General features: G+C 60.0%; 20 protein-coding genes and 1 pseudogene. 10 read left to right on the forward strand and 11 right to left on the reverse strand.

From position 1 onward, the window contains the following. Positions 1-174 precede the first annotated feature (174 nt). The gene (locus MUN80_RS08515; protein WP_244722286.1) at positions 175-1,347 is read left to right on the forward strand and encodes an extracellular catalytic domain type 1 short-chain-length polyhydroxyalkanoate depolymerase; all 1,173 of its coding nucleotides are present in this window, start codon (positions 175-177) and stop codon (positions 1,345-1,347) included. Between the two features lie 113 nt (positions 1,348-1,460). Here MUN80_RS08515 and MUN80_RS08520 read toward each other — a convergent pair whose 3' ends face one another. Continuing rightward, the gene (locus MUN80_RS08520) at positions 1,461-1,688 is read right to left on the reverse strand and encodes a hypothetical protein (RefSeq protein ID WP_244722288.1); all 228 of its coding nucleotides are present in this window, start codon (positions 1,686-1,688) and stop codon (positions 1,461-1,463) included. 563 nt (positions 1,689-2,251) lie between these two features. Then, positions 2,252-2,539, reverse strand: a complete 288-nt coding sequence (locus MUN80_RS08525) for a YMGG-like glycine zipper-containing protein (protein ID WP_244722290.1) — start codon at positions 2,537-2,539, stop codon at positions 2,252-2,254. Positions 2,540-2,670: 131 nt separating this feature from the next. Here MUN80_RS08525 and MUN80_RS08530 point away from each other — a divergent pair, with 131 nt between their 5' ends. Further along, entirely contained in the window at positions 2,671-3,408 is a 738-nt protein-coding gene (locus tag MUN80_RS08530) for a DUF72 domain-containing protein (RefSeq protein ID WP_244722292.1), read from the forward strand. Positions 3,409-3,473: 65 nt separating this feature from the next. Here the strand turns inward: MUN80_RS08530 and MUN80_RS08535 are convergent, their stop codons facing one another. From MUN80_RS08535 to MUN80_RS08570, 6 genes are all read right to left on the reverse strand, one after another. Then, the gene (locus tag MUN80_RS08535) at positions 3,474-5,942 is read right to left on the reverse strand and encodes an alpha/beta hydrolase family protein (RefSeq protein WP_244722299.1); all 2,469 of its coding nucleotides are present in this window, start codon (positions 5,940-5,942) and stop codon (positions 3,474-3,476) included. Between the two features lie 280 nt (positions 5,943-6,222). After that, positions 6,223-7,818 (reverse strand): OmpA family protein, encoded by a 1,596-nt coding sequence (locus MUN80_RS26090; RefSeq protein ID WP_311136278.1) that lies wholly within the window; start codon positions 7,816-7,818, stop codon positions 6,223-6,225. 560 nt (positions 7,819-8,378) lie between these two features. Continuing rightward, complete coding sequence (locus tag MUN80_RS08555) at positions 8,379-8,774, reverse strand: OsmC family protein (RefSeq protein WP_244722301.1); 396 nt, start codon at positions 8,772-8,774, stop codon at positions 8,379-8,381. 2 nt (positions 8,775-8,776) lie between these two features. Continuing rightward, positions 8,777-9,487 (reverse strand): pirin family protein, encoded by a 711-nt coding sequence (locus MUN80_RS08560; RefSeq protein WP_244722303.1) that lies wholly within the window; start codon positions 9,485-9,487, stop codon positions 8,777-8,779. A 93-nt stretch (positions 9,488-9,580) separates the two neighbouring features. After that, positions 9,581-10,159, reverse strand: a complete 579-nt coding sequence (locus tag MUN80_RS08565; RefSeq protein WP_244722304.1) for a nitroreductase family protein — start codon at positions 10,157-10,159, stop codon at positions 9,581-9,583. A 169-nt stretch (positions 10,160-10,328) separates the two neighbouring features. After that, positions 10,329-11,042 (reverse strand): pirin family protein, encoded by a 714-nt coding sequence (locus tag MUN80_RS08570; protein WP_244722307.1) that lies wholly within the window; start codon positions 11,040-11,042, stop codon positions 10,329-10,331. Between the two features lie 167 nt (positions 11,043-11,209). Here MUN80_RS08570 and MUN80_RS08575 point away from each other — a divergent pair, with 167 nt between their 5' ends. Beyond that, positions 11,210-11,596 carry a winged helix-turn-helix transcriptional regulator gene (locus tag MUN80_RS08575; RefSeq protein ID WP_244722308.1) on the forward strand — a complete coding sequence of 129 codons (387 nt, stop codon included), beginning with the start codon at positions 11,210-11,212 and terminating at the stop codon, positions 11,594-11,596. Positions 11,597-11,602: 6 nt separating this feature from the next. Here the strand turns inward: MUN80_RS08575 and MUN80_RS08580 are convergent, their stop codons facing one another. Next, positions 11,603-12,928, reverse strand: coding sequence for a serine hydrolase (locus tag MUN80_RS08580; RefSeq protein ID WP_244722310.1), 1,326 nt, complete (start codon positions 12,926-12,928; stop codon positions 11,603-11,605). A gap of 144 nt (positions 12,929-13,072) precedes the next feature. Here MUN80_RS08580 and MUN80_RS08585 point away from each other — a divergent pair, with 144 nt between their 5' ends. Next, on the forward strand, positions 13,073-13,981 hold the full coding sequence (locus tag MUN80_RS08585) for a glutamate--tRNA ligase family protein (protein ID WP_244722326.1): 909 nt from the start codon (positions 13,073-13,075) through the stop codon (positions 13,979-13,981). 29 nt (positions 13,982-14,010) lie between these two features. Here MUN80_RS08585 and MUN80_RS08590 read toward each other — a convergent pair whose 3' ends face one another. Continuing rightward, entirely contained in the window at positions 14,011-14,544 is a 534-nt protein-coding gene (locus MUN80_RS08590; RefSeq protein WP_244722328.1) for a hypothetical protein, read from the reverse strand. 272 nt (positions 14,545-14,816) lie between these two features. On the opposite strand from MUN80_RS08590, the gene MUN80_RS08595 reads away from it, so the two are divergent. The 6 genes and pseudogenes from MUN80_RS08595 to MUN80_RS08620 all read left to right on the forward strand — a co-directional run bounded on the left by MUN80_RS08595 (position 14,817) and on the right by MUN80_RS08620 (position 21,706). Further along, complete coding sequence (locus tag MUN80_RS08595; RefSeq protein ID WP_244722330.1) at positions 14,817-16,952, forward strand: TonB-dependent receptor plug domain-containing protein; 2,136 nt, start codon at positions 14,817-14,819, stop codon at positions 16,950-16,952. A 36-nt stretch (positions 16,953-16,988) separates the two neighbouring features. Continuing rightward, the gene (locus MUN80_RS08600; RefSeq protein ID WP_244722332.1) at positions 16,989-17,630 is read left to right on the forward strand and encodes an HmuY family protein; all 642 of its coding nucleotides are present in this window, start codon (positions 16,989-16,991) and stop codon (positions 17,628-17,630) included. 94 nt (positions 17,631-17,724) lie between these two features. Continuing rightward, complete coding sequence (locus MUN80_RS08605) at positions 17,725-18,567, forward strand: heme/hemin ABC transporter substrate-binding protein (RefSeq protein ID WP_244722334.1); 843 nt, start codon at positions 17,725-17,727, stop codon at positions 18,565-18,567. A gap of 183 nt (positions 18,568-18,750) precedes the next feature. Beyond that, positions 18,751-19,715 (forward strand): annotated as a pseudogene (locus MUN80_RS08610) (FecCD family ABC transporter permease). Positions 19,716-19,736: 21 nt separating this feature from the next. Next, the gene (locus tag MUN80_RS08615; RefSeq protein ID WP_445991640.1) at positions 19,737-20,639 is read left to right on the forward strand and encodes a heme ABC transporter ATP-binding protein; all 903 of its coding nucleotides are present in this window, start codon (positions 19,737-19,739) and stop codon (positions 20,637-20,639) included. Between the two features lie 20 nt (positions 20,640-20,659). Continuing rightward, positions 20,660-21,706 (forward strand): hemin-degrading factor, encoded by a 1,047-nt coding sequence (locus MUN80_RS08620; protein ID WP_244722337.1) that lies wholly within the window; start codon positions 20,660-20,662, stop codon positions 21,704-21,706. A 248-nt stretch (positions 21,707-21,954) separates the two neighbouring features. Here the strand turns inward: MUN80_RS08620 and nfi are convergent, their stop codons facing one another. After that, positions 21,955-22,635, reverse strand: coding sequence for a deoxyribonuclease V (nfi, locus tag MUN80_RS08625; protein ID WP_244722338.1), 681 nt, complete (start codon positions 22,633-22,635; stop codon positions 21,955-21,957). Positions 22,636-22,709 lie beyond the last annotated feature (74 nt).

Below are 22,709 nucleotides of genomic sequence, written 5' to 3' on the forward strand. Positions count from 1 at the left end.
GCGGTTTTTGCTGACGTACTTGATATCTGCCGCCGAGCTTATGGAATAGAGCGGGAGGGTAGGCCGGTAGGGTAAGGGAGTAAACACAAAGGCTTTGGAGTGCCACCAGCGGCAGTTACTGCGTACTACTCTTAGTCTGTTGTTCTTTTTACTCCTGTCTACTCCTGGTATCCTATGAAAACTCTACTCCGATCCTTGGTATTGCTACTGCTACTGCTGCTGCCAGCGGCCGTGCGGGCCCAAAGCACTGTGACGGGCACCATCGTCAGCGGCGGTATCACGCGCGAATACCGGCTGTACGTGCCAGCCGCCTACTCGCCCGGCAAGGCCGTGCCGCTGCTCTTCAATCTGCATGGCTACGGCTCTAATAATCTGGAGCAAGAAGCATACGGCGACTTCCGGCCCATTGCCGACACGGCCAATTTTCTTATCGTGCACCCCAACGGTACCGTTGATGCTGCTGGCAACCGCAACTGGAACACCTTCACGGCACCTACCGCCGGGGGCGTCGATGATGTAGCGTTTCTCTCCGACTTGCTTACCAGCCTGCAAGCCCGCTACTCCATCGACGCGGACCGGGTGTACAGCACCGGTATGAGCAACGGCGGCTTTATGAGCTACGAGCTGGCCTGCAAGCTCAGCAACCGCGTGGCCGCTATTGGCTCGGTTACGGGCAGCATGGTGCAAAGCCGGCTTAATGCCTGCACGCCCCAGCATCCGGTGCCCGTAATGGAAATCCACGGCACGGCCGACAACACGGTGCCTTACAATGGCAATATCCTGTTTGTGCCCATTCCGTCGGTCCTCGACTACTGGGTCCGTTTCAACGGCTGCTCTCCTACACCAGTCGTGACGGCCGTGCCCAATACCAACACCACCGACGGCAGCACAGCCGAGCGCTACGTGTATAGTGGGGGACGCAACGGTAGCGTAGTCGAGCACTACAAGATCCTCGACGGCGGCCACACCTGGCCGGGTGCTCCGGTCAGCATCGGTGTTACCAACCGCGACATCAACGCCAGCCGGGAGGTGTGGCGCTTTTTGCGCCGCTACCGCCTTAGCCAGCTCAGTGTTGCGCTGTCCACTAGGCCGGGCACTGGGGTTCAGTCCCAGGTGAATATTTATCCCAATCCGGCTCAGAACATTGTTGCCGTATGTTCAGCCGAGCTGTTAAGCTCCTCCCAAGTAGCCGCAACGGACCTGCTAGGACGCTCGCAGGCCCTGACCGCCCGGCTAATAGAGCCCGGTGTTGTTGAGGTGCGTATCGATTCCTGGCCGGCTGGGGTCTACCAATTACGCGTGGTGCACAAATATGGCGTTTCCTATCACCGCCTAACGAAACAGTAAAGCTGAGTAAGCTGAGGAAGGCTGACCCTTACACCTGATGTGAAGAATTATGGCCAACAAAAAAGCCGCGCTGCATAACTGCAGGCGGCTTTTTTGTTGGCCAGAGAAGCCAGTTAGTGCTGTTTGTCGCGGCTGTCGTTCTGTTTGTGCACCAGCGTCAGCACCATTTTGCCATTAGCAAATTTCTCACATTCCGAGTCGTAGTATTTGCCGCACTCATTCCAGATGTTGGTCTTGAAGACCTTTTTCGATTTCGGAATGTCATTGTTGTTGGGGATTACGCCCTCCCACACCGAGGTTTCGATTCCCGACGGGGTAATAGTGTATTTCGTTTGCGTCATATAAACTTCGTAGTTAAGGTCAAGAAGGGTTCGGGTCATGTAATCAGTCCGGACTACATCTTGGCGCCAGCAGCGGTTGCCATTACCGGTCACGTCCATGTGATAATCGAAGTCGTCACAGGGTAGAGGTCTGGACTTTGTGGAGTTGCTGGCGCTTTCGGTGGTGACGCCGGCGGGAACAATTTCTTCCGACTCTTTTGAGCAGCTCGACAAAGACAAAGAAGCACAGAGAGCGAAGAAAGGCAGAGCAATAGATGCGTTTTTCATGGTCAAAGAATTGTATTGTTTGAATGTTTTTTTGAACTATAATGGATTTAACGATCGACTAAATTTTTGGTTTGGAAAACATGAAAATATTTTTTATATCGCGCGAAGCAGATATTATCCTATAATATATATGAATAACAATGATTTGTGAATTCGCTATTGGGATGGCAATGGGTACTCGAAGCCGGCTGTAAGCACTGTAACTTAGGATGTAGCTGAACTGTAAGAGCAAAAAAAGAGCCCGCAGCAGATGCTGCGGGCTCTCGTTCTGGCTGGTGTCGCCGGGCTAGTCCAAACTAGTCTTTACGCGTGTATTCGGCGTGGCGCACCGGGTCTTTTTTCTTGTCCTTTTTACGGCCAATCAGTCCCCCGGCCGCGGCCCCGGCTACCCCGCCAATTAGGGCACCCTTGGTACCACCGACTACGGCGCCACCGACCACCCCGGCCCCGCCACCAATAGCTGCGCCTTTGGCTTTTTTACTCCAGCCCTTCTTCGGTTCATTTTGAGCCTGGGCTTCGGTGAAGCTGGTGCTGAGCATGAAGAAGGCCAGTACCATGGTCAGATATATCTTGAACGTTTTCATGACGTTTGAATTTAAAGTTGATTAAATAGAATTACGCCTTTAAAACGTAGCTGGTCAATCCAGGGTTGTGCATGGCTGCTGGGAAAGTGAAATACGTATAGGGCGCCTACTTCCACTGACATACTCTGCCCATGAATACCTGGTTTATTGGTTGCTCAGGCTTTCATTACCGCCATTGGCGCGGGGCCTTTTACCCCGAAAAGCTACCCCAGCGCCGTTGGTTCGAATTTTACAGCCAGCATTTCAACACCCTGGAGCTGAACGTGACCTTCTACCGGTTTCCCCAGCTGTCCTTCGTCGAGAACTGGTACCAGATCAGCCCGCCCGAGTTTGTTTTTTCCGTCAAGGCACCGCGGCTCATTACCCACTACAAGCAGTTTCACGACTGTGCCCAGCTGCTGGCCGATTTCTATGGCACCATGCAGGAAGGACTGCGTGAGAAGCTGGGGCCAGTGCTGTTTCAATTGCCGCCCCGCACGGTGTACTCCCAAGAGCGTCTGCTCCGCCTCGTCGAAAGCCTCGACCCGGCTTTTACCAACGTGGTGGAGTTTCGGCACCCCAGCTGGTGGGACGGGCAGGTATTTCAGGAACTGAGTCGCCACAATATTTCCTTTGTGGGCCAGAGCCACCCGGCCCTGCCCACCGACGTGGTGGCCAATACGCCCGTTCTGTACTACCGCCTGCACGGTATTCCGGAGTTGTACAAGTCGCCCTATACCGAGGCCGAGCTGCACCAGATAGCCGACCAGATTCAGCGGGAGCCGGGAGTACAGCAGGCCTTTGTGTACTTCAACAACGACATCGACGCCTCCGCCATTCGCAACGGCCAGTATATGCGCGACTACTGCCGCAGCCTTATAGAGCGGTAACAAGCCACATGAAAAAAGCCCCGATCTGTGCAGATCGGGGCTTTGTGCGTAAGAGAATCGGCTGGTTAGTTGCCTTCAGTTTTGGCGCCAACCGCGCTTTGGTCGGGGGTAGCCGGTGCCGCTGCTGGGGCGGCCGGCTGCTTCACGTACTTATCCAGCCAGCTGTTCATCTCCCAAAGCGTGTGCATAATAGATTCCCGGGCCGCGTAGCCGTGGGCTTCGAAGGGTAGCACTACGTAGCGCACCGTGGCCCCATGGCCTTTCAGAGCATTATAAAACCGCTCACTCTGCAGCGGAAACGTGCCCGAGTTGTTATCCGCCTCGCCGTGAATCAGCAGCAGGGGCGTCTTGATCTTGTCGGCGTGGGTGAAGGGCGACATGCTGTTGTACACCTCCGGGGCTTCCCAGTAGGTGCGTTCCTCGGCCTGGAAGCCAAAGGGCGTCAGCGTCCGGTTGTAGGCGCCGCTACGGGCAATGCCGGCCTTAAACAGGTCGGTGTGCGCCAGTAGGTTGGCCGTCATAAATGCTCCGTAGGAGTGGCCCATCACTGCCACCCGGTTCCGGTCCACAACACCCAGGCGGGCTCCTTCGTCGATGGCCGCTTTGGCACTGGCCGTCAGCTGCTCTACATAGGTATCGTTGGGTTCCTTCGAGCCTTCGCCCACAATTGGAATACTAGTGCCCTGCAATACGGCGTAGCCCTGCGTTACCCAGTAAATAGGCGAACCCCAGCTCAGGCGGGTAAAGGCGTAGGGAGAGCCTTTCACCTGCCCAGCGTTGGCCTTGTTCTTAAATTCGACGGGGTAGGCCTCCATCAGGGTGGGCAGGGGGCCGCTCTCTTTTTTGTAGCCGTAGGGCAAATACAGGTTGGCCGTCAGATCTACGCCGTCGGCGCGCTTGTACTTGAGCACCTGCTTGGTCAGGTTGCCCACGGCCGCGTAAGGATTGTCAAACTTGGTCAGTGGCGTCAGCTTAGCGCTTTTTGCTTCCCGCAGGTAGTAGTTGGGGGCGTCCTGCTGCGACTCGCGGCGCGTAATCAGCAGGCGCTTATTCAAATCCAGAATGGCAACTGGCACCTCGTAGAATGGTGCTTCGGAGCGCCACCACCGGGTTGCTTTTTTGGTGGCTACGTCCAGCTCATCCACGAAAGGCCGGTCGCCTTCCGGCGAGGCACCGGTGCCCACGAAATACAGGGTTTCGCCTTTCGTATCGGTGGCTAGCACCTCGTTACCGGTCAGATTATGCACCGTGTAGGGTGTGCCCGGGGCCGTGTACGTATCCTGCGACGACCGATCAAACAGCACTACCGGCGCTGCCTTGGTAGTGGGGTTTAGGGCCCAGGTCATTTCTTTACGGTCGGCCCAGCGGTAGCCTTCCACCAACGCCACGTTGGCGTTGCCCCAGATTACGTCGCGAAAACGCAGGGGGAGAGCCGCCAGCTCCTGAGGCTCGGTTTCGAACGGCGCTGCCAGGGTAAAGATTTTGTCGCGCACCGAGGCCGTGGCTTTTGGGTCGCCGCCGTCCTGGGCTTCTACCCAGTACACGGTCGAGGGCACGTCGGCGCGCCAGTTGTGGCCACGCTGCCCAGTGGGCACCGCGTCGAAGCTGCTGGGCACGTTGTCGGCCAGGGGCAGGTCGGCCATGGTTTTCACCACCAGGCCTTCCATGCTCAGAATATCAACCTGCAACGGAAAATCGGTGTAGGGCAGAGTGTAGGAATATGGCCGGTGCCGGTACTTGACCAGGGCGTAGCGGCCGTTGGGCGAGGGCGAGGCCTGCTGCACAATGCCGGGCTGGCCCAGCGGCTGCATACGCCCCGTCACAGTTACTTTCACTACCTGAGCCGTGGCATAGAACTCGAACAGCTTCTCGTCGGTGGGGTTTTTCAGCAAGTCCTGGTAGGTGCGGGCGGGGGCTTTGCGGCCAATGTTTTCCTGCACCGTAGGGCCCATAGGCACCGGGTTGAGAATGGGCGTGTCGCCCCGACCACCCACAATGGCGCGGGCCAACAGCGTCTGGCTGTCCGATACCCACTCGTAGGACTTGCCAAATACGCTGTTCAAAAACAGGTTGGGCATCAGGCGGGCCGAAGCCGAGGCCACGTCTAGCAGCCAGAGCTCCACGTGCCGGTCGGAGGTATGGGTGAAAGCTACCTTGGTATTGTCCGGCGACCAGGTCACCTCACTGATGCGCGCCTTGGCCGGCAAGCCCTGCACCAGCAGTTCCTTGCCGTCGGGCAGGTGCTTGAGCCGGAGCTTGGTCGTGTAGATTACCCGGCTCGGCCCGTTGGTTTTGGGATTGATCCGCAGCCCGCCAATACGCAACTCCGGCTGCGACAACTCGGCAATGGTGGGCATGTCCTGATTATCCAGCAACAGCATCCATTGCCCATTCGATGACACGCTTACCCGGGGCGTGCTTGGGGCCTCCGCCAGGGCCACAATAGACTTAGGCGGAGTCTGGTACATCACGTCCTGGGCCGAGCTAGTCAGACTACAAAACATGACGGCACTAAAAAAGTACAATATTTTCATAGAGAACTAGAAGGAGTTTCCAGAGGAGAAATGAAAAAAGCTATGTAAGATACGATAAGACAGACAGCTAACCAGGTCAATTTTTACCGATGCTACAAAATTACATATTATTTAGAAGTGGATTTTACCAATCGATGAATTAGTTGCTAAGAGAGGGGGGCGGCTAAAAGTGCAATTCCTTGGTGGTGGCGGCAGCCGGTAAGCGGGCATAAAAAAAGTGGCCAGCTACGGGAGCTGGCCACTTTGGGATATTCAGTCTGCGCGAGGCAGATACCGGAGGTTACTTACGACGAGCCGGGGCGGCTTTCCGTACCGGAGCCTTTTTCACCGGAGCTTTCTTCACGGGCGCAGCTTTCACTGGCGCGGCGGGAATCTCGGGGGCAGGACCATACTTCGTCTCGGCAGGGTTCGGGTCACCTGGCAGGTACACGTCGAACTCTACGCGGCGGTTAATGGCGCGGCCAGCTTCGGTGGCGTTGTCGGCAATCGGCTTGGTCTCGCCGTAGCCGTGCGACACAATCCGGTCGGCAGGGATACCCTTGCTGAGCATGTAGGTGCGGGCCGAGGCGGCGCGGGCATCCGACAGACGCAGGTTGTAGGCATCGTCGCCTTTGTTATCGGCGTGGGCCGAAATACCCAGTGAGTAGTCGGGGTAAGCATTCAGGATGTCAACCAGGCCATTCAGGGTCGGGAACGAAATCGGCTTCAGGGTAGCCTTGTCGAATTCGAACTGGATGTACTTGGTGGCTTCCTGGAGCTTTTTCTTCTCCTCAACCTTCATTTCTGGGCAGCCTTTGTTCGAGGCCGGGCCGGGACGTTGTGGGCAGCGGTCCTGATAATCCGGAACACCGTCACCGTCGGTATCAATTGGGCAACCGGCAGCATCTACTTTCACACCAGCCGGCGTGTTGGGGCACTTATCGGCCGAGTCGATTACGCCGTCATTGTCAGCGTCAGGGCAGCCGCGGAGTTCGGCTTTGCCGGGGGTATCGGGGCAGGCGTCGTCGCTGTCGCGCACACCATCACCGTCACGGTCGGGGCAGCCTTCCAGAGCGGCCAGACCTTTCTCGGTGGGGCACTTATCCTGGTAATCCGGAACACCGTCGCCGTCGCCGTCAAGTGGGCAGCCGTTGGCGTCCACGGCCACGCCGGTGGGCGTGCCGGGGCACTTGTCCTTTTTGTCGCTTACACCATCACCGTCGGTGTCGATGGTTTTGCCGAAGTTGAAGGTCAGGCCGGCAGTGTGCTGCAGATAACGGTCGTTGATGTTGCCTTTCAGCGTGATACCGTCAACCTGGTCGGTCAGGATATAGTGCTGGCCGGTTTGTACGAAAGCCGACACGCTGGAAGAGAAATTCAGGCGGATACCAGCGGCCCCGTGAATATCGAAGGCGTACAGGTCGCGGTTGTCGGGCGTACCACCGGTTACCTTAAACCGGTCGGTGCTGGCGAAGAAAATACCGGGAGCCAGGCTCAGGTAAGGTGCGAAGAAGGCATCTTCCTTAAAAGCCCAGCCGTTGTTGAGCTTCAGCGTCACGGGAATGCCGATGTTCACGACGTTGGCGCGGAAGCCGCTGAAGGGCTGAATGGTATTCTTAGGCGGATCAGCCGAGAAGGCCATGTCGCCGTAGCTCAGGTCCAGGCCCAGGTCGAGGCCGGGCGTGAGGTAGCGGCTCAGCTTCAGACCGGCACCGAACTCAATCTTGTCATTCTTGAACCACTCGGAGCCATGGTCGCCGTGGTACTGCAAGGTGGAGCCGTAAAGGCTTAGGCCGATTTTCTTCTCGGAGTTTTGGCTGTGTCCATCGCGCGGCGCCAAGGCCAGCAGCGTTAACCCCAGCACCAAGGCTTTCGGGGTGGTAAGATGTAGTCTCATATAATAGAACAGATGTGGAAGAAAGTGTGGTTACCCTTTATGGTGGTGTCGCTATATACCTGACGCCGCCAGATAAGGTTGTTGCTGCTGTTGCTATCCGTTCTAAGTTGTATCCTATCAGAAATTACGCCGTATGAATTCGGTTTGTCTAGCCTAGTGTTGAGGTTTGAAGCCTAGCCTAAGCTTTTGTCTTATTAGTGAAGGGCTTATGTCTTGTGTAGGAAGGCCGGCAAGCTAGGTTTAATGGGGCTAATATTTTGATTATAAACATCTTGCATTTAAAATGTATTCACTGGGCTGATGAGGCGAATATTAGATTTATGCAATGGAATGGTAAGCAGTACTGTTAGAGTCCCTTACCGGTACGGGGTAGGTAACTACGGTTGAGCTTGCTTGCAATCCTCTGGTGGCATTCAAAAAAAAGATCAGGAGCCTGCTTTTTTTACCATCCCAAGCCCACCTTTCGTGGGAGAGCATACTTCCTTCAACAACTAAAAAACCCGCTCCCATCAGGTGATGAGAGCGGGTTCGGAAGCTGACTGTTTAGCTTGGTATAGCAGTTAGGCCAACTGGGTAGTAATAGGAACTGCGCCCATTAGCGTCTTATGAATCGGGCACAGGCCGGCCACTTTCAGCAGGCGTTGGCGCTGCTCATCGGTAAGCTCACCGGCGAGCTGGAGCGAGCAGCTAAGTTGGGTTACGACGTGCTGCTCGTTGCGCTCAAACGTCACCTGGGCCTCCACGTTCGCCAAGGGCCACTGCTTGCGCTCGGCGTACATGCGCACCGTGATGCAGACGCAGGCGCTAAGCGAAGCGGCCAGCAACTCGCCGGGCGTTAGCCCCTGGTTTTGCCCGCCCTTGTCGAGCGGCTCGTCGGCTAGGAGCTCGTGGCCGCTGTCGGAGGTGATACGCGTAAGGTAGGGCTCAGGGCCGCTACGGCCGGTTAGCGTGGGCATAGCTAGTGGTTGATGGGTGTTTCGATGACGATAAACTTGCTTTCCTGAGCGCAGGCAATGCTAACGATATCCGTGTCCCAGAGTCCAATACTGTCGCGCTTGTTCAGCAGCTGGCCGTTTACCGTGATTTCGCCTTCCATCAGGAACACGAATACGCACTTGTTTAGGGGCTTCAGGGCGTAGTCTACCATCTGGCCGGCGTCGAAGTAGCCCAACGAGAGCTTGGCGTTCTGGTTGATCCAGACGTGGGCCGTGCCTTCCTCGTTGCTGACGATGGTGGTGAGTTGGTTTTTGCGCTTTTCGGCCGGAAAGCTGCGTTTCTGGTAGCGCGGCGTCACGTTTTGCAGCTTAGGCTCAATCCAGATTTGCAGGAAGTTCACCTCGTCGTCGCCGATGTTGTGCTCCTCGTGGCGCAGGCCGCTGCCGGCACTCATGATCTGGACCGAGTCGGTGGCGACTTCCTCGCGGTAGCCCATCGAGTCGATGTGGTTCATGCGCCCGGCCAGCATCACCGAAATGATTTCCATATTGGCGTGGGCGTGCAGCCCAAAGCCGTTGCCGGGCTTGACGAAGTCGTCGTTGAACACCCGCAGCAGGCCGAAGCCCGTTCGCTCAGGGTTGTAGTAAGAGCTGAAGCTTAGCGAGAAGTTGCTTTGCAGCCAGCCAATGTCCTTGAGGCCCCGCTCGGCGGCCCGGATGATGCGGTGATTCATGTTAGTTGTTCGTTATCAGTTGTCAGTTGTTAGTCTTATCCTGATTGCCAGTTGAACTCTGCCAACGGACAACGAACAACTAACAACTAAAAACTATTGGGGCAGGTGGGCTTCAAAGGAAATTTCGGCGACGCTCTTACGCTGGCGCGGGGCTTTTTCCCGGCTCAGGAAAGGCTCTTCCAATAGCTCAGCCTCGCCCTGGTAGCCCAGCGCAATCATGACGGCGGGCTGCAGGTTTTCGGGTAGCTGAAACACTTCTTTAGCCTTCTCCCGCTCGAAGCCGCCCATGAAGTGGCCGTGCAACCCCAGGGCTGTAGCTTCCAGAATCAGGTTGCCGTTGGCCAGGCCCAGGTCGTGAAGAGCGGCGCCGTTGGGCGTGCCGTTGTCGTAGTGGGTTTTGGCCAGGGAAAGGATGAGCACGGCGGCGTTTTTGGCCCAGGGCTGGTTGCCGGGCATCAGCAGGTCGACCATTTTCTGGAAGGCCTCCGTGTCGGCGCGGTGGGCGTAGATGTAGCGCCAGGGCTGTTCGTTCATGGCGCTGGCGGCCCAGGAAGCAGCTTCAAACAGCTGGCCGACAGTTTCGGGCGCTACGGGCTGGGCCGAGAAGGAGCGGGGGCTCCAGCGGTTCTTAATTAGCTCGTGCACGGGATAGGTGGTGGGGGCAGTTTTCATTTCTAGTTATTCGTTGCTTGTTATCAGTTGTCAGGTTGTGGCTGTTCGTTGTTTGGTGTTGACATCAGCTCATGTGAGCTGAAGCGGACCGGGTTTCTGGTAAAGCCGCCCGCCGGTGAAAACGGCCGGGCAACAAACTAACAACGAACAGCCAACAACTACTAACTAGTTATAGCGACATGGGCACATCCATGAGCAGGAGCTGGGCCTGGCTGTCGGCCTCAATGCTGAGCGTGTCGGTGTCCCAGATACCGAACCCGTCGCGGCGGTGCAGCTTCTGCCCGTTGATAGTCACGTCGCCTTCCAGGACGAAGGCGTAAACCCCGTTGCCGGCTTTCTTAACTTGATATTCAGTGCTGAAACCAGGGTCAAAGTCGCCGAGGCTAAACCAGGCATCCTGGTGAATCCAGACGCCGGCGTCGTCGGCCGAGGGCGAAATCACCTGCTGAAACTGGTTGTGGCGGTCTTCGGCCCGGAAGCTCTGCTGGGCGTAGCGGGGCTGCACGCCGCGCTTGTTGGGGAACACCCAGATTTGCAGAAACTTTACTTCCTGGTCCTTATTGTGGTTTTTCTCGCTGTGGGCCACGCCCGTACCGGCGCTCATCACCTGCACGTCGCCGCGCCGGATGATGCCGTGGTTGCCCATGTTGTCCTTGTGCTCCAGGTCGCCCGACAGCGGAATGCTGATGATTTCCATGTTGTCGTGGGGGTGGGTGCCGAAACCCATGCCGCCGGCTACGGTGTCGTCGTTGAGCACGCGTAACACCCCGAAATGTACCCGGCTAGGGTTGGAGTAGCCGGCGAAGCTGAAGGTATGGTAGGAGTTGAGCCAGCCGTGGCTAGCGTGGCCGCGGGATTCGGCGGTGTGCAGAACAGTTTGCATGATCAAAAGGGGAAGTGAAGTCGGAGTTTAGAATATTAGCCAGTGGCTGACTTATGTACATACATATATCAGGGCCGAAAGTTCACTCTTTCACTATACTTTTGCTAGTAGTTACACGGTTGTATATCAATATACAATCTGTAACTAATGCAGAAAAACAACCAGTTATGGCACTTAGTCAGGAGAAAATAATTTTGAATTGTCCGTTCCGGCAAACCCTCGACGTGCTGGAAGGCAAGTGGAAGTTTGCCATCATTCACAGCTTGCTGCTCCACGGTACCATGCGTTTTAAAGCCCTGGAGCGGGACGTGGAAGGCATTACGGCCCGCATGCTTATCAAGGAGCTCAAGCTGCTCGAAGCCCATGGCATCGTGCATCGGCGGGCCTACGCTACCGTGCCGCCAACCGTGGAATACAGCCTCACCGAGTGTGGACAGTCGCTGGAGCCGATTATTCAGGCTATTCAGGCCTGGGGAATTCAAAACCAGGCAGTCATCACTCAAAGCAAAATCAGCACTGCCCGCAAAACGCCGGCCGCCGCACGTAAGGCCTGATGCTGCCTACTGCCTGACTACGCGCTGGGAGCTCAGCACTACTCCTTGGGCGTCCAGGACCTGCACCAGATACAGCCCGGCCGGCCACGCCGCTACCGCCACCGTAAGACCCTCCGGCCGTAGCGGTTGCCGCCCGATTTCGCGCCCCTGCCCATCCAGGTACCGCACCTGCTGGCCCGCAGCTACGGCCGCGCTGGGCCGTAGCTCCAGGTATTGGCTGGTCGGGTTGGGGTACAGCTGCAAACGGGCGGCTGGTTGGGGTGGTGTCGTTGCCAGCGGCCGGCAATACAGCTGCATAATGTAGCGCCAAAGCTCGGTATCAAACGAGGACACGGCCAGTTTGGGCGCCTCCGCCGAGTGGCCCTGGCGCACGACTACCAGTCCCAGGCTAGGCACCACGTAGATTTTCTGGTCGTTTTTGCCCAGGGCTGCAATCATGTCGGGCGGGGCCGTGGGCACGAGCGGGCCGCTGAAGGTCAGCTGGCTCTGGGGCAGCATGTAGGAGGGTTGCCCGTTGAGCCACCACAAATAGCCGTAGGAGCGGTTGAACGGCTGGGAAGGGCACGTCATGCGGCGGAAGTAGGCCGTGTCGCGCAGCACGGCCGTGCCGTTCCAGGAGCCGCGGGCCAGGATGAGCAGGCCAAAACGAGCCATGTCGCGGGCCCGGCTGTAGAACACGTAGTTGCGCCACAAGCCTGCCATACCGATGCGGCTGCCCAGGCGTTGGGTGGTGTATTGGTTGATGGTTAGGTTGCTGGCCCTCGCAATTTCGTCCTGCAGCAAACGGTAAGCGCCGGTATGGTAGGCCCAGCGGGTGCCCGCGTCGGCGCGGTAGCGCAGGCAGGCGGCCGCGGAGCTTTCAGTGTCGCAGGGTGCGGGCGGGGTGTCGTCGAGGCCGGCGGTCATAGTGAGCTGGTGGCGCAGCTGTATCAGCCGTTCCTTGGCAGCGGGAGCCGAGGTCCAACCCCGGCCCAGAAAGCGCGACGTCGTGTCGTCGATGCTCAGCAGGCCTTCCTGCTGGGCCAGGCCCACCAGCACCGCCGTCAGCGACTTGCCAGCCGAGGCCCAGTACCACACCGAATCCTGGGTGTAGGTACCGAAATACTGTTCCAGGGCCAGGCGACCGTCCTTGAGAATCAGAAACGACTTTGTATTCTTACGCCCCAGAAAACCCAGCAGCGAATCCTGGGCCGCCGGGCACCAGCCCAGCGTTGACGGCGCTACCGTGGCCCAGGTAGTGCCCGTCGCAGGGGGAAAGTAAAGCTGCTGAGCCGTAGCCGGTGGTGGGGCAAGCAGCATTACGAACAGAAGCAGGAGTAGCAGGTATTTCATGGGCAGCAGTGTAAGGCCGTTAAACACCCGTGGTACTGCTGCGTTTAATTCAGCAGAGGCCAGGTATAAAGAATGGTAAATAATATATAATAAGTTCTATTCTTGGCTTCTGCCACTTTCCACTAGGTCGTTGTCTTTTTGCTCATGCCGTATTCAGCTCCTGTGGTGTCACGTTTGGCGCCCACCCCCAGTGGGTATCTGCACCTGGGAAATGCCGTCAACTTTCTCTTAACCTGGCTGATTGTACGCCGGGGCTACGGCGTGCTGCACCTGCGCATCGACGATTTGGACCGCGCCCGGCTGCGGCCGGCCTACGTGGAAAATATCTTCCGCACCATCGAGTGGCTGGGCATCGACTACGACCACGGCCCCAGCAGCCCCGAGGATTTTGAGCGTAACTTCTCCCAGCTGCATCACCTGGGCGAATACGAGGACTTCTTGCAGGCCCTGCGGCAGCAGCCGGACCTGCTGTACGCCTGCCGCTGCTCCCGCACCCAGATCCTGGGCCAGTCGGCTGATGGTATCTATTCCGGTGCCTGTCACTCCCAAAACTTAGATTTTGAGGCCCCGGAATCGGCGTGGCGGGCCCATGTGGGCGCTTCCGCCATTGTTTCCTTTACCGATTTGTGGCTGGGGCCAGTGGCTATGGACCTGGCCCGGGAATTGGGCGACTTCGTGGTGCGCAAAAAGGACGGCCTGCCGGCGTACCAGGTAGGCTCCATCGTGGACGACGTGCGGCTGGGCGTGACGCTCGTCGTGCGGGGCCTGGATTTGCTGCCCAGCACAGCGGCCCAACGCTGGCTGGCTGCCCAAACCCCCGAAACCAGCCGCTTCCTGCAAACCCGAATGGTGCATCACAGTCTGCTGCCCGCTCCTGATGGCAGTAAGCTGTCCAAGTCGCAGCAACAGCCCCTGGACCGGGGCATTATGCAGGAATCCGCGTCGCCCCGGCCGGTTTTCGAAGCCGTAGCCAGGCTGCTGAATCTTCCCCCGGAAGCCGGCCGCTCCCTGGCTGCCCTGCGCGCGGCGTTTGAAAATGCGACCATTAGCTGAGCTGGCCAAGCCGTAGCCCGCCTCTTGCTTTACTGTACGGAGTGGCTTAATAGCCGTTGGCTGAGCAGCTCGTAGGCCGCTTCGCGCTGCGGAACTGTGCCCAGGCGCAGCACATCGACCAGGGCCAGCAGCTCGTGCCAGGCGGCGTCGAGGCGGGCAGCGGCCGGGGTAGTAGGGTAGAGCGGGCTCACCGACAAGCCCCAGGCCGTGCCTTCGGGGTCGGGCCACACATAGGCCGGCTCGGCGGGGCTGCGCAGCCGGCTCAGTTCGGGTAGGGCGCTCCAGGCCGTAGGCAGGCCCTGCACGAAATCGTGGGGGTGGGCCGGAAAGGCGTAGGGCAGGCCGTGGAGCAAAAACCATAGCAAGGCCTGCTGCTGCACGGTACGACCATCGGCCTGAAGCAGGCGGGCATACTGGCACCGACGCAGCGCGTCCGAAATTTCGGCCGGGCTGATGAGCAGGGCTGTTGCCAGGTCTTTACCCTGCCACGTGGTAGTCGAGAAGGTCAGAATCCGCAGGAGCACTACCACATCCTGGGGCCGCATACCGTTGTGCTTGCGCATCGTAAAAACGGGCTAGAAGGTCAGAATTCGCGATTCGCAAACTGCGAACCGGCGGTGGCGGGCGGTCAGTAAGGCGAAGGTAGGGGAGGGAATCCAGCAAAAGCAACTTTATTTAAAATTATTCTAAATAAGCCTTGCGGGCTATTCGTAACGCCATACATTTGAGCGCTGTTTAGAATATGTCTAAACAAAAAACTTCTCAGATGCTCCAAGCCGCTGGCCAGAACCCATAAAATCCGGCCGCTGCTTGCCCCTGGTGTGCTCCATCATTTATGCGTTACGCTGCTACTTTCTGCTTTCTGCTGGCTTGCCCGGCCCGGGTGTGGGCTCAGCAGCTGGTACCCGGCGCGGCCGACAGTACTATGCGCCACCTGAGTCTGCGGGAAGTAGTAGTGACGGCCACGCGCACCGAGCGCGCCCTGACCGACGTGCCGATTCCGGTGACGGTGGTGAGTCAGCAGCAAATCAGGGCCATGGGCGCGCTCCGGCTCGGCGACGTGCTGCGGGAGCAAACCGGCCTGACGACCGTCAATGACCACGGTCAGGGTATTCAGATGCAGGGCCTCAACCCCGAATACACCCTGATACTGGTGGATGGCGAGCCGCTGATTGGGCGCACGGCGGGCACCCTTGAACTCTCGCGGGTGGCCGTGGGCAACATTCAGCGGGTGGAAGTGGTGAAAGGCCCGGCTTCGGCCCTGTGGGGCTCGGAGGCATTGGCCGGCGTAGTCAACATTATTACCGACAAGCCCCAACCCGGCACTCGCGGCGACCTGCGCCTGCGCTACGGCACCAACGGCACCCTGGACGCGGGCGGCACTTTCAGCACCAAGGGCGAGCGGCTGGGCCTGAGTGTATTCGGGAACCGTTATAGTTCGCAGGGCTACACGCTGGGTGCCACCAGCAATGGGCCCACCGTGCCACCCTTTGCCAGCTACACCGCCCAGAGCCGCCTGACGTACCAGCTCGGTGCCCGCACCAATGTGAGCCTGGGCGGCCGCTACTTCACCGAAAGCCAGACCAGTGACCTGACCGTGAGTGGCGAAACCGGTGGCCCGGCGGCCGTACGGGCCACTTCCCGGCAGTACGATTACAACCTGACGCCGGTACTCACGCACCGCTTTACTGATCAGCTCCTCACGACGGTCCGGCTTTACCACAGCGGCTACCGCACCCGGGAAAAATACACCTACCACACCGACGGCCAGCTCTACGACGAATCGTATTTCCACCAGACGTTTACCCGGCCCGAGCTGCAAGCTGATTGGCAGCTGCGGCCCAACCAAACCCTGACTACGGGAGTGGGCTACCTGCTCGAAACGGTGGAAGCCACCCGCTACGAGCAGCGCCAGCAGCTGCGGGCTCACTTTCTGTACGCCCAGCACGACTGGCTGCTGACGGAGCGCCTGAACCTGGTGCTCGGGGCGCGCTACGACGGACACAGTCAGTACGCCGGGCAGTTTAGCCCCAAGGTGTCGGGGCGCTACCAGGTGCGGCCCTGGCTGGCGGTGCGGGGCTCGGCCGGCCGGGGCTACCGGGCCCCCGATTTTCGCCAGCTCTACCTGAATTTCTCCAACCCCGTGGTAGGCTACAGCGTGTTTGGCACCAATCAGGTGCGGGCTAAAGTAGCCCAGCTGGCTGAGCAGGGCCAATTGGCTATTGACGGCGAAACCGGCCGGCCGGTAGTGTACGAGGCGGTACTGGCCCAGGCCAGCGGCCTGACGGCCGAAAGCTCGGTGGCCTACAACCTGGGCTTGCAGCTCGACTCCAACGAGAAAACCCGGCTGACCCTCAATGCTTTCCGCAACGACCTGCGCAACTTGATTGAAACCGCCACGGTGGCTTTGAAAACCAATGGGCAGGCCGTGTACTCCTACCGCAACGTGACGCGGGCCTACACCCAGGGCCTGGAAGCCGACGGGCGCTACCGCCTTACGCCCCAGCTCACGCTCAGCGGAGGCTACCAACTGCTGTTTGCTAAAGATAAGAGCGTGGTCGATAAGCTGGCGGCCGGCACGGTGTACCGCAAAGACCCACAAACCCAGGAAACCCAGCGCGTGACGCCCGAGGACTACGGCGGCCTGTACAACCGCTCCCGCCACTCCCTCAACGTCAAGGCCTTTTACGAAAACACCCGGGCGGGCTGGTCGGCTAGTGCGCGGGGCATCTACCGGGGCCGCTACGGCTTCGGCGACCTGAACGGCAACACCATCCTGGACGCCGCCGCCGAGTACGTGCCCGGCTACTGGCTGCTAAACGTGGCGGCGGCCAAAACCTTCCGGCAGCGCCTGAGCCTGCAGGCCGGCATCGACAACGTGTTGAACTACACCAACCCGACCTACATCAGCACTTTGCCTGGCCGCCTGTATTACGCCAGCCTGGCACTGGAGCTGGGTAAGCGCCCCTGATTCTGCTTCACTTTCCGCAACCCTTTCTCTACTTCTATGCATTACCTGTTTTTCCGCACTGCCCTGCTGGCCGTAGCCGCTGCTTCCACGCTCAGCCTGACTTCCTGCGACCAAGACGACGACCAGACTGAAACGGCCGTGAAGCCCGCTCTGCAGGCCAAAACCGTGACTAGCCTGGCTCCGCAGTCGGCTGTCCCAACCAGCACCGGCCAGCCCGGCACACCCCGGCACTTCACGTTCTACAGTCTCGCCGACGGCAAGGAAGTGCCCTACACCGACTCGACCAGCACCAAGTGGGACCTGGCTTTCCGGGGCACGACCATCCTGACCAACAGCGGCAGCAGCGGCCCTGGGCAGGGTGGGGCCCAGGTGAAAGACGGACTGTTTGCGGAGCTGACCACGGCCCCAGAAACCGGCTATGCCGTGGATGCCGCCGCGGCCAAAGCTATTCCCACGGGCTCGGGCAAGGGCTGGTACAACTACAATTCTACCACCCACGTGGTGTCGCCCATTGCCGGCAAGGTGCTGGTCATCCGGACGGCTGCCGGCAAATACGCCAAGCTGGAAGTGACCAACTACTACAAGGACGCCCCAGCTACGCCTGCCGGTACCGAACCCAGCGGCTACTACTCGTTCCGCTACGTGTACCAGCCCGACGGCAGCCGCAACCTGCAATAATTCCCATTAAGTCCGGCGCGGGCTGTTGGGTGGCTATCGGTGAGGCGGTTTCATCGGGCGGTCCGTTGCCGGCACTATTTCTTCAGTCAAACGTATGCTTCTTCGTTTTTCCACTTTCCTCAAAGCCGGCCTGCTGCTGGGCCTGTTACTGCTGAGCGTAGCCAGTCGGGCCGCTGCGCCGGTGCGCATCGTGTCGCTCAGCGGCACGGTAAGCGAAATTATCTGTGACCTGGGCCTGCAAAGCCAGCTGGTGGGTGTAGACGTAACCAGTACGTTTCCGGCGGCCCTGACCAAGCTGCCCAAGGTAGGCCACAACCGCAACATCTCGGCCGAGGGCGTGCTGGCCCTGAGCCCGACCATCGTGGTGGGTACCACCGAATCGTTGAAGCCCGAAGTGGTGAGCCAGCTGAAGTCGGCCGGCATTACGGTGCAGCTGTTTACCCAGGAATACTCGGTAGCGGGCACCAAAAAACTGATTCAGCAAGTGGCCGCCACGTTTAATGCCTCGGCCAAAGCCCCGGCCCTGCTGCAAAAGCTGGACGCCGATTTGGTCAAAATCCGCAAGCCCGCCAAGGCGCCTAAGGTGCTGTTCATTTACGCCCGGGGCAGCGGTACGATGATGGTAGCGGGCCAGAACACGCCCCTGGAAAAGGTTATCGGGCTGGCCGGCGGGCAAAACGCGGCTACCGGCTTCACCGACTTCAAACCCCTGACCGCCGAAGCCCTGGTAGCTGCCAACCCCGACGTGCTCCTGCTCTTCGACAGCGGCCTGGAAAGCCTGGGCGGTAAGGCAGGCCTGCTACAAGTGCCAGGCGTGGCCCAAACCAACGCCGGCCGCACCGGCCGCGTGGTCGAAATGGACGGGCAGCTGCTCTCGGGTTTCGGCCCGCGCCTGGGCCAGGCCACCGCCGAACTAGCCAGCAAGCTGAGCAAGTAACGGCTTGGCTCATCCATCCTAACCCTACAAACGTAGCTGCCTATGCCTGCCGTAGCCGAACTTCCTGCGCCTACTACCACTACGCCAGCCCCCAACCGCGCCGCGCTGCGCCAACGCCTGCTGCTGCCAGTGCTGACGCTGCTGCTCGTAGGCGCGGTGCTGGTCAGTGCTGGGGCGGGGGCCATGCGCGTGCCGGTGCCGGCAGTGCTGGGTATTCTGCTGCACAAAGCCGGCTGGGCAGTTAGCGCCCTGACTTTCGAGCCCCAGCAGGAGGCTGTGCTCTGGATTATTCGGTTGCCGCGGGTATGCTTGAGCGTGCTTATCGGGGCGGCGCTGGGGGTGGCCGGCGCAGCCATGCAGGGCCTGTTTCGCAACCCGCTGGCCGACCCGGGTCTGATTGGCATTTCGGCCGGCGCCTCGTTGGCCGCCGTGACGACCATTGTGTTGGAAATAACCCTGTTGGCCGCCGTCCGGCAGTGGCTGGGTTTTTACGCCCTGGCTGTGGCGGCTTTCGTGGGGGCCTGCGGCACGACGGTGCTGGTCTACAACCTTTCCAAAGAAGGCGGCCGGGCGGTAGTGGCCACGATGCTGCTGGCCGGTATTGCCATCAACGCCCTGGCCGGCGCCCTGACCGGCCTGCTCACCTACGCCGCTACCGATGAGCAGCTGCGCAGCATCACCTTCTGGGGTTGGGCAGCCTGGGCGGTGCTTCCTGGCCTACGGTGCTGGGCGTGCTGCCGCTGCTGGCTTTGCCCATTCTGCTGCTGCCCCGCCTGGGCAAGTCGCTCAACCTGCTGGCCCTGGGCGAAGAGCAGGCGGCTCACCTCGGCCTGCCCGTTACGCGCCTGAAGCGGCAGCTCATCGTGCTAGCCACGCTGGCCGTGGGCACGTCGGTAGCCGTGGCGGGCACCATCGGCTTTCTGGGTCTGGTGGTGCCCCACCTCATCCGCCTCGCCGCCGGGCCCGACCACCGTGTAGTGCTGCCCGGTGCAGCCCTGGGTGGAGCCTTGGTTCTCACCCTGGCCGACACGCTGGCCCGCACGGTAGTTGCCCCGGCCGAGCTACCCATCGGTATCCTCACCGCTTTGCTTGGCACCCCGGTCTTCCTCTGGATTCTACTCCGCGAAAAGCGCCAGCGAGTTGGTTAGTTGTCAGTTGTTCGTTGGCAGTTGTTAGGCTCAACGGTTCCTGACAACAAACAACGAACACCTTCCCTGACAACGAACAACCAACAACGAACAACTAGCAACGAACAACCAACTCACCACATGTTCGACGTTCAACATCTGAGCTACCAGGCTGGCCGCAAGCCGCTGCTGCGCGACGTGTCATTGCAGGCCCGGCCGGGCGAGTTGCTGGCTATTGTGGGCGCCAATGGAGCCGGTAAATCCACGCTGCTGCGCCTGCTCAGCGGCGACGTAGCGCCCAGCGACGGGCTGGTGCAGTTTGACGGGCAGCCGCTGGCTTCAATTCCGGCTGCCATGCTGGCCCGGCGCCGGGCCGTGCTGACCCAGCAGCACACGTTGTCGTTGGCCTTCCGGGTGCAAGAGCTGGTACTGATGGGCCGCTATCCGTATTTCCGCGGCCAACCCAGTGCCCACGACTATGCCGTCGTGGCCGATGCCTTGGCTACTGTGGGCTTGAGTGCGCTGGCCGAGCGCAGCTACCCCACGCTCTCGGGCGGGGAACAGCAGCGGGCCCAGTTGGCGCGGGTGCTGGCCCAGGTGTGGGAGGCGGAGCTGGGTTTTTTGCTGCTCGATGAACCCCTAACCGGCCTCGACCTCAACCACCAGCACCACACCCTCGACGTGGCCCGGGCGCTGGTTCAGCGCGGGTTCGGCGTGGTGGCTGTGCTGCACGATCTGAACCTGGCCGCCCAGTACGCCGACCAGGTGCTGGTGCTGCGCCAAGGGGCTGTAGTTGCCAGCGGCGTGCCGGCCGCCGTGCTTACCGCTGCTCATATTGAGCATGCCTTCGACATTGCCGTGGAGCTGCTCCCGCATCCAAGTCTGGATTGTCCGCTCATCGTGCCCCGGCCCCGGGCCGGCGTTGGGGCGGCTTTTTCTTTGTAAAACCACTTTTCCCTTTGCGTATGTCCGTTACCGATCTGCCTACCCATGTGGCTTCCCTCGCCGAGCGGTGGGCCCAGTTCAAGCTCGATAATCCCAAAAGCCGCATCCGCGACGCGGCCCAGCAGCTGGGAACCAGTGAAGCCGAGTTGCTAGCCACCCAGTGCTCGGGCCAGCCCGACGCGGCAGTAGTGCGCCTGACCACCGACTTTGCCAACCTGCTGGGCCAGGTGCCCGCGCTGGGTCGGGTGATGGCCCTTACCCGCAACGACAGCGTAGTGCACGAGCGCAAGGGCGCTTACGAAAAGGTGTCGGTGAAGGGGCCGATGGGCCTGGTGCTAGGCGAGGATATCGACCTGCGCCTGTTTATGAGCCACTGGCAGTTCGGCTTTGCCGTGACTGAAAACGACCGCCGCAGCCTGCAGTTTTTCACCCAGGATGGGGAGGCCGTCCACAAAATCTACCTGACCGAGGACAGCAACGCGGCGGCCTACAACGAGCTGGTCAGCCACTTCCGGGCCCCGGAGCAAGCCCCCGAGCTAACGACCCTGCCCGCTCCGGAGCCGGCCGCCGAAACCCCCGACGCCGACATCGACGTGGCCGGCTTCCGCGACGCCTGGCGCGCCCTGACCGACACCCACGACTTTTTCGGAATGCTGCGCCAGTTCAGCGTGAGTCGTACCCAGGCCCTGCGCCTGGGCCCGCCGGAACTGGTGCAGCGCCTCGACAACACGGCCATCGTGCGGGGCCTCGAAGCGGCGGCGGCTAGTGGGCTGAACATTATGCTGTTTGTAGCCAGCCGCGGCTGCATCCAGATTCACACCGGCCCGGTGCAGCGCCTGGTGACGGCCGGGCCCTGGTTCAATGTGCTGGACCCCGAGTTCAACCTCCACCTCAAGCTAGGCGACGTGGCCGAAACCTGGCTAGTCAAGAAGCCCACCACCGAAGGCCTAGTGCATTCCCTGGAGCTCTACGACGCCCAGGGCCGCAACCTGCTGCTGTTTTTTGGCAAGCGCAAGCCAGGCATTCCTGAACAGGACGCGTGGCGGGAGCTGGTAACCGGCTTATAAGTCCTGCTAATTCTATCCTTAGGTGACCTGTTTCGGTGTAAATAGATAAGGTAAATACGTGACTAATGAGGCGAATAAGGCCCGGTTGGCAAGCTGCCAACCGGGCCTTTTGCTAATTGCCCATCCCCCTGATTTCGCCGCTCCGCCGGGGCCTGGCTTTTACCCGTGCCAGATGAGCCGGCACCGGCTGCTTATCACCGCCGGCAATAACGTAGGTGGCCCGGGGCTTCGTTGGTGGCCGCCCAGATTTAGCGCAGCTCCTTTTTAAACTCTTCGGCCCAGTGGTCGGCCAGGCGGGTGGGCTCGGGCAGTTTGTAGCCGCGCAGGCAGGCCAGCGTCAGGCGCGTAGCCGTGGCCTGGTCGCAGCGGTGGCCGGGACTCACGAACAGCGGCAGTACCTTGTCTTTGGAGCGGATAACCTCGCCCAGCAGCTCGCCGCTTTTGTCGGTGAGCGGGCTGATGCTGCCCTTGGTAGCGGCGGGCTCCGTGAAATTGCCGGTCAGCTTTTGCTTGGCCACCCCAAAGCTGGGCATATCTAGCATAACGCCGATATGGGCCGCAATTCCCATACGGCGCGGGTGGGCAATACCGTGCCCATCGACCATGATGATGTCGGGCTTCTGCTGGAGCTTGTCGTAGGCCCGCAGCACGTTGGGCGCCTCCCGAAACGAGAGGAAGCCCGGTACGTAGGGCACTTCCACCGGCCCGGTGTGGTACACCTTCTCTACCAGCTCCAGCGACGGGAACCGCAGTACCACGAACACCGATAGGATGGTTTCGGGAGTGGGAAACGACGAGTCGCAGCCGGCTATGAACCGGGGCTCGTGGGTGAGGGGCAACAGGCGCACGTGGGTGCGCAGTTCCTGCTGGGTCTGGGTCAGCTCGCGCACAAGCTGCGGGTCGGCGGGCGGGTGGTAGGGGCGGTACAAGGCGAGAAGGTGAAATGGTGAGGTGGTAAGTTGTCGTCTGGATCCGGGGGCGCGGGGCTTTTGCACGAAGAAGC

Source organism: Hymenobacter cellulosivorans (assembly GCF_022919135.1).
In the GTDB taxonomy this organism is placed as follows: domain Bacteria; phylum Bacteroidota; class Bacteroidia; order Cytophagales; family Hymenobacteraceae; genus Hymenobacter; species Hymenobacter cellulosivorans.